Below are 7,346 nucleotides of genomic sequence, written 5' to 3' on the forward strand. Positions count from 1 at the left end.
AATCTTAATGCTTTTGGGAAGTTTGTTTGCTGGTATTGGAGGTATTGAGCTTGGTTTCAAAAATGCAGGAGTTAATACTACTTGGGCAGTTGAAATAGATTCTAAAGCTTGTGAGACATATAGGGCAAATTTTAAGAATCTAATTGTCAATGATGATATTAATAATGTTGCTTTAGAGAAATTAAATAAGGTGGATATTATTAGTGCTGGTTTTCCTTGTCAAGCTTTTTCTGTGGCTGGATATCGCAAGGGTTTTAATGATGAACGAGGCAATGTATTTTTTGGAATTTTAAGATATTTAGAACATTTTAAACCAAAAGTAGTATTTTTAGAAAATGTTAAGAATTTAAAAACACATGATAAAGGTAATACATTAAAAATTATTTTACAAGAGCTTGAAAAATTAGGTTATTTTGTAAAGCATGAAGTATTAAATACCGCTAAATATGGGAATATTCCACAGAATAGAGAGAGAATTTATTTGGTTGGGTTTTTAGATTCTAAAGCTTATAAAAAGTTTAAATTCCCAAAAGAGATTCCATTGACAAAAAATATACAAGATTTATTGGATAAAAAAGTAAGTGATGAGTTTTATTATACTCATACAAAATATTATGATATTTTAAAAGAAAATATGAAAAACAAAAACACTCTTTATCAGTGGAGAAGACACTATGTAAGGGAAAATAAATCAAATTTATGTCCCACACTAACTGCAAATATGGGAACAGGTGGGCACAATGTTCCTTTAGTAATTGATAATAAAGATATAAGGAAATTAACCCCTAGAGAATGTGCTAGATTTCAAGGATTTTCTGATAGCTTTATTTTGCCTAGCACACTTTCAAATGCTTCCCTTTATAAACAAATAGGCAATAGTGTTTCTGTGGGCGTGATAGAAGCAATAGCAAATAAAATAGTGGAGGTATTATGATGGAAGATATAGAGAATTTTACAAAAGAACATATTGAGGCATTTAACGAAAAACCAAGTAGCTTTAAGAATGCAACGCCCAATGAAACACAAATTAAAGATTATTTACGAACAAGATATATGAGCCTACTTGATAATGATAGTTTTAAAGCAAAAATTTTACAAAGATTTGAAAAACTTGATTATAAGAAAAATAAAATTGTAGATATTGCAAATGATGAAATATTATATAAAGCAGATGTTGAGCGTTTTTTAGAGACACAAATTTTTGTAGAGGTAGCTAAAAAAATAGATATTTCCAAACTCAAAGATGTTGCACTAACACATATACAAGAAATATTTAATAATGATAAAAAATTTAAATTTATACAAAGTAAGCTTTCTAAAGTTTTAGAAAAATCTCTTTTTGTAGCAAGTATTGATGGATTTTCTACAAATTTATTAAATATTAATTCTGGTGTAATGACTGCAAATGCTGGAGATAGTGCTCAGTTTTTGTTTATCGCAAGGGCAATTTTGGCTGGTTTTAATGCTTCAAATGTAGATGTAAGAAGTAGCAGATATGATGCTATTGTGGATTTTGAAAATATTCTTTTGCGAATCCAAATTAAAGGAATTTCTAGTGGTGAGGTTATTAGTTTTAAAGATAGAGATAGGGGCGGACAAGGTATAGACCATACACACGAAAGAAACAGGGGCAAACGCATTACAAGCAAGGATTGCGATATTTATGTCGCAGTGGATAAACAAGTTGGAATTTGCTATATTTTACCTATGAGTTATGCAGATAGTTTGAGTGATGAGGAATGTGTAAAGGTTAAATTGCAAGACATTCAAAAATATAAAGAAAATTGGGAAATAATTAAAAAAGTAGCAAGGCAAAAATAACATGACTAATCAGCCTTTGCTCAATAAATACCTTAATATTTGTGGTTTGGAATTACTAAAACAAATAGAAGATAGTAGCATTGCGCTGTGTTTTTTTGATCCGCAGTATCGTGGTGTGCTTGAAAAACTTAAGTATGGTAATGAGGGTGAGCGTCAAAAGGGTAGGGCGACTTTGGTGCAAATGAGTGAGGACACTATAATTTCTTTTATCAAAGAGATTGATAGAGTGCTTAAAAAAAGTGCTTACTTAATGCTATGGATTGATAAGTTTCATCTCTGCGAGGGGGTGAAGTCTTGGCTAGATTCTACAAGTTTGCAGATTGTGGATTTAATCACTTGGGATAAGGGCAAAATGGGTATGGGTTATCGCACGAGACGACAAAGTGAATATTTGCTTATCTTACAAAAAAAACCACTCAAAGCAAAAGATACTTGGAAGCTGCATAATATCCGCGATGTGTATATGGAAAAGATTCCGCAAGATGAGCTAAAACTTCACCCACACGTAAAGCCAAAAGGTTTACAAAGCAAATTAATAGAATCTTGTAGCAATGTTGGAGATATAGTGCTTGATCCTGCTGCTGGAAGCTTTAGTGTGTTTGAATGCTGCAAAATTCTAAAAAGAGAGTTTATTGGTAGTAATCTAGCTTTAAATAACATTTGTAAAGTATTAACAACTAAATAACATGATACAATATAATAGTTTTGCGTATAATTAGGGGGAGTGTGCAATGCAATTGTTTATGATATTCTCGACTTTAATATCTGTCATAATAGTGTCTTACTATATATTAAAAAAATATAATCCAATTTTTATCTTTTTATTTTCCGGAATAATTTTAATTATTTTTGCATTTTATATAACAGGTACACCAATACCAAAGTCTCCTACAAGAGAAGATGTTAGCTTTTTAAATGTATTACTTGATAGTTATGCATTTATAGTTGCTACCTTTAAAGAGCAACTTAGCGGAACTGGGCTTATTATTATGAGTGTTGCTGGATTTGCTGCTTATATGAAGCATATAAACGCTTCTGCCAAATTAGCATTTTTAGCAAATAAATCACTAGGTAAGATACAAAATAAATATCTAATTTTAAGCGGAACTTTTGTAGTTGGAATGGCGTTAAAGATTGTTATTTCAAGCTATACTGGATTACTTTTATTGCTTCTAGCTTGTATTTATCCAGTGCTAATAGCCCTAAAAATACGACCAATAACAGCAGTATGCGTCCTATCTCTAATAGCACTTGATTATGGACCAAAGGACGCAAATAAAGACGCTAAAAAACTAGGTGAAGACATGGTTGTTATCCTAAAGGGAATGGCAGAAATCTTTGTAAGTGTTGTTAGCATTTTAATTGCTACTTCTGTATTTGCAAAAGGAATTGAATCTCTAGGCGGAATAGGGATTTTGGTAAATGCAATGAAAAGCTTTGGTGAAGAGGGTGAGTTTGCTTGGATTGCTGTGTTATTATCAATCACAATTCTTAGCTTTTTAGTGTATTTTGCAAGTGTTATCATGGGTAGTGGCATTGCTGCTTTTAATGTATTTGGTAAATTAGCCCCTGATATTGCGACAAAACTTGGGATAGCTCCTATAACTTTGGTTCTACCAATAGAGATAGCATCATGCTTAGGAAGGGCTGCTTCGCCAATCTCTGGTGGAATCTTGGCGTTAGCTGGATTTGCCAAAGTATCTCCAATGGATATTATAAAGAGAACTACGCCTTTATTGCTAATTGCCATGATTATTAATATTGCTGTGGCATTTTATTTATCGTAAATTAACTAAGGAATAATATGAAAAAAGCATTGTTTATTTGGCTTATTTGCAGCAATGTTATCTTTGCTACTAGTATGAGTGTGTTTGCAGATATAAATATGGATTCTTATAGTAATACAAGAAATGATACTATAAGCACACAAGATATAGCTCTAACAAACCTAAACTACAAAGAAAAAAACACCCAAAAAATACTACATACAAAAGTAAATGAAAATGCTCATATAAATAGATTCTATCAACTAGAAGGGATAATAGGGGATAAAGATACAAAAGAGGTTAGGGCATGGGCGTATTATGAGCTAGTAGATAACAATAAAATTCTGCATTTGACGCTACTTGAATCTAGCATAAAAGATTCCAAAAAAAGGCAAATCCCAAATATAAAGGAACTAAAAATAAGCTCTAACTCTAATGAGTGCAATGGATTTACAATACAAGGAATCTGGCAAAGTAATAAAATAGTAAATAATTATCAAAAATTAGAATTTGAAAATATAGATTCTAGCTTTAATGGAGATAAGTTTTATTTTTGTGAAAGTAAGATTAAATATAGCAACATAAACATTGCAAATTTCAACATTGAAGAGATAGCACAAAGCAAAGTAGGGCAGAATCCTAGATTCTTTAACTATAGCTTTAGTGTTCCATTTATAGAAGGTAATAGAAAATTTAATGAATCATTTTACCCGCAATTTGTAGAAACAATACAAAAAACATTCGAAATAGAAAATCGCAAAATGCATGGTTTGTGTGACAATTGCAATAGTGTTAAAGAATTATCAAATGCAAATGTATATTCAGCCAGAAATGAAGTAGATATAAACTTTGATTTTAGGAATCTCTTAAATATCGGCTATATAGATTCCAAGATTATTGTATTTAATGAAGTTGTATATTCTTATACAGGCGGAGCACATGGGAATTCTTACTATGGTAGCCGATTATATGACTTAGAATCTAAAGATTTTTTGATGTTGCAAATAGATGATATTTTTGTTAAATCAGATGAATTGTTAAAACTAATAGATAAAAAATTAAAAGAAACTATAGACGCTAATATGCTATTTGAGCCAGATAAGCCACTAAATACTATGCCATCTAGCTTTCAGATAGATTCTGACAATTTTATATTTATATACAATACATATGAGATTGCACCATATTCAAGTGGTGCGATAAAGATTAAATTTAAATTCTATGAGCTAACAAATCATGTGAAAAATACAGGTTTTATTGCATATCTATTCAACGCAATACCGCAATAAATTTTTAAAATAAGGCTCATTTTTGTGATTGTTTTGATTCAACATCGTTATTGCTGGATTTAAAATTCTCCTATCGAAATCACAATTCCTTAAATTGCTAGAAACTCCCATAAGTCTTCTAAATTTATTAAAATCAATATAACACTCACCTAGATTATTAAATTGCTTCAATAACCTATAAAGATTCTTAGAATATTTACCTCTTAGACTGCAAAATTCCTTTAATTCAAATTTAGTATAGTATTCAATAATGTTATTAATAAAAAAAGCTCCACTATTGCTAACTTTAATAGCCAAAACTTCCAAACGCTCATCAACTGATATTTCCTCAAAGAAAGAAGAAACCTTAAAATATCGATAACCATCTTCATAAATTAAATTAGATTCAAACTTCAAAGAACTTAATTTGGTGGCAAAAAACACTAAGTTTTCATAGAATCTTTTTTTATTTACTCTTAATGAAGATTTTCCATTTTCAAAGCTTGAAGTGTCAATTAAATTTAAAATATCTCTAAAAGAAATTAAAACCAACTTGTTGTATTTGTTTTTCAATACAGAACATAATGCAAAGAAAATATCAAAATCAATCTCATTAAAATTATCAAAGATAACATCACTAAAATCATTGTGATATTCAACAACTGGATTTCTAGTATCCACAACAATAGTTTTTTGTCTCTTATAAGTTTTCCTCATAGCAATTTTCTACACAATTAAAATTAGTGTTTAAATACCAACAAAAAATAAAATACTATTAATTGTATTGAAAACTATAATTTTCACACAAAATAGTTATAAACCAAAGAACAACTATCTAAAAGCCAAGTATTTGCTAAAAACGCTCTGCTCTTTTTTTAAATCAATTAAAAAATAATTATTGCCCAATGATTCTTACTAAAATCACTCTTCTGTGCTTTTAAAACTTCTAAATTTCCTGGGGATAAATTTTAGGCTTTTTATCATATGCAGTGTGCCTTGCTTGTATTTTTGAAAATGTTTGCTTTCTGTGTTTTTTATAGCTTTCTTCATTTTTATAAGATTCTATAATGCTAAATTTGCAAGGATTTATCTTTATTGGAGAGTGCATACAGCACTAAAACCCCCTCTTCTTCTCTTATGCTCACTTCACTTTCTTCTTTTAATACCTTTTTATTTTCTATTTCTATGATGAAGATTTTAGAAGTAGTTGTGATAGTTCCAGCTTTACCTAGTATGTAAGTTCACAATTATTACCACTTGCACCATAAAGAAATTAAGATAAAGATTATCGTTTTTTGGTTTTGCTTAAATAATGAAGAAAAAATATTGGTTCTAGTGCTATAATTTCGCCAAAACCACTATGGATTTTACTCCATTAGAATCCAAATAAAAGTAAGATTCCATAGTGTAAAATTGCAAAATTTAAGAACTTGGGCGAGATATGCAAAGTAAAAATATAGGTTGGATTTTAATTGTCTTAGGTGGGATTGTGGAGGTGTTTTGGGTGAGTGGGCTAAAGTATGCTGATAGTCTTTGGCTTTATATCCTTACAGGCATTGGGATTATGTTTTCATTTACTGCTATGATTACAGCATGTAGGAGTGTGGAGGTGAGCGTAGCATATGCGGTATTTGTAGGTATTGGCACAGCAGGTGTAGTGATGGCTGAAATGCTATATTTTGGAGAGAGATTTGATATATGGCGTGTTGGGCTTATTTGCGTGTTGATTGTTGGCGTGATTGGGCTAAAGCTTATAAGTAAAGAAGGCGATGAAGAGATAATAGAGGAATTCTCCCACGAGTTAGGGCTTGATGAGCTTACACAAAATAATCAAAATACTTAAAATTTATTAATAAATCTAATAAGGAAGAATAATGGCTTTAGGTAAAGGATTTTTAGAATCTATGTTAGAAGGATTCTCCTCTTTAGAAAATATAAGCTATCGCTATATAGTGGGTGAGTATGCATTTGCCACTAGCACATCACAACAAAAGAGGACAAAATAATGCTTTCATGGATATATTTGCTTTTGGCTGGGTGCATGGAGATTATTGGGGTATTTGTGATGAAGCAATTTGTGCTAACAAAGCGTAAAATATTCTTACTTGCTATTATGTTTGTTTTCATGCTTAGCTTTGGATTTTTAAGCCTTGCTATGCGTGAGATTCCTATGGGGACAACTTATGCGATATGGACAGGTATTGGTGCTTGTGGTGGAGTTTTAATTGGGATTTTATTTTTTAAAGAATCTAAATCATTTTTAAAGCTATTTTTTATCTTTCTTATCATTACTTCAAGCATTGGATTAAAGTTGCTTAGTTAGAAGTTGAATTTAAATATATATTAGAGTTTCTAATATTAGAATCTATATTAAATTATAGAACTATATATCCGTTAAATAAACTAAATAATTCTAAGAAAAGACTCCTAGAATCTTTTCTTATTTACATCACTAATAATATCATCTGCAATTCTATTTACATTATTAGTA

9 protein-coding genes are annotated in these 7,346 nt (G+C 30.3%); 8 read left to right on the forward strand and 1 reads right to left on the reverse strand.

Annotation, left to right across the window (positions count from 1 at the left end; all coding sequences use genetic code 11):
• The first annotated feature begins 7 nt into the window (after positions 1-7).
• From dcm to PF021_RS03320, 5 genes are read left to right on the forward strand one after another with little or no spacing between them, the layout of a single operon-like run.
• Complete coding sequence (gene dcm / locus PF021_RS03300) at positions 8-934, forward strand: DNA cytosine methyltransferase (RefSeq protein WP_271020973.1); 927 nt, start codon at positions 8-10, stop codon at positions 932-934.
• Positions 934-1,821, forward strand: coding sequence for a group I intron-associated PD-(D/E)XK endonuclease (locus PF021_RS03305; RefSeq protein WP_271020974.1), 888 nt, complete (start codon positions 934-936; stop codon positions 1,819-1,821). The genes dcm and PF021_RS03305 overlap by 1 nt, the downstream gene beginning before the upstream one ends.
• Position 1,822: 1 nt before the next feature.
• The gene (locus PF021_RS03310) at positions 1,823-2,506 is read left to right on the forward strand and encodes a DNA-methyltransferase (protein ID WP_271020975.1); all 684 of its coding nucleotides are present in this window, start codon (positions 1,823-1,825) and stop codon (positions 2,504-2,506) included.
• A 46-nt stretch (positions 2,507-2,552) separates the two neighbouring features.
• On the forward strand, positions 2,553-3,608 hold the full coding sequence (dcuC, locus tag PF021_RS03315; protein ID WP_271020976.1) for a C4-dicarboxylate transporter DcuC: 1,056 nt from the start codon (positions 2,553-2,555) through the stop codon (positions 3,606-3,608).
• A 17-nt stretch (positions 3,609-3,625) separates the two neighbouring features.
• The gene (locus tag PF021_RS03320) at positions 3,626-4,876 is read left to right on the forward strand and encodes an RsiV family protein (protein ID WP_271020977.1); all 1,251 of its coding nucleotides are present in this window, start codon (positions 3,626-3,628) and stop codon (positions 4,874-4,876) included.
• Here PF021_RS03320 and PF021_RS03325 read toward each other — a convergent pair.
• On the reverse strand, positions 4,853-5,572 hold the full coding sequence (locus PF021_RS03325; RefSeq protein ID WP_271020978.1) for a replication initiation protein: 720 nt from the start codon (positions 5,570-5,572) through the stop codon (positions 4,853-4,855). The two genes, PF021_RS03320 and PF021_RS03325, sit on opposite strands and share 24 nt — an antisense overlap.
• A gap of 724 nt (positions 5,573-6,296) precedes the next feature.
• Between PF021_RS03325 and PF021_RS03330 the strand changes: the two genes are divergently transcribed.
• From PF021_RS03330 to PF021_RS03340, 3 genes are read left to right on the forward strand one after another with little or no spacing between them, the layout of a single operon-like run.
• Positions 6,297-6,698 (forward strand): DMT family transporter, encoded by a 402-nt coding sequence (locus PF021_RS03330; protein ID WP_271020979.1) that lies wholly within the window; start codon positions 6,297-6,299, stop codon positions 6,696-6,698.
• A gap of 31 nt (positions 6,699-6,729) precedes the next feature.
• Positions 6,730-6,861 (forward strand): hypothetical protein, encoded by a 132-nt coding sequence (locus PF021_RS03335; RefSeq protein WP_271020980.1) that lies wholly within the window; start codon positions 6,730-6,732, stop codon positions 6,859-6,861.
• On the forward strand, positions 6,861-7,178 hold the full coding sequence (locus tag PF021_RS03340; protein ID WP_271020981.1) for a DMT family transporter: 318 nt from the start codon (positions 6,861-6,863) through the stop codon (positions 7,176-7,178). Before PF021_RS03335 ends, PF021_RS03340 begins: the two co-directional genes overlap by 1 nt.
• Positions 7,179-7,346 lie beyond the last annotated feature (168 nt).

This window comes from Helicobacter ibis (assembly GCF_027859255.1).
Taxonomy (GTDB): Bacteria; Campylobacterota; Campylobacteria; order Campylobacterales; family Helicobacteraceae; genus Helicobacter_D; species Helicobacter_D ibis.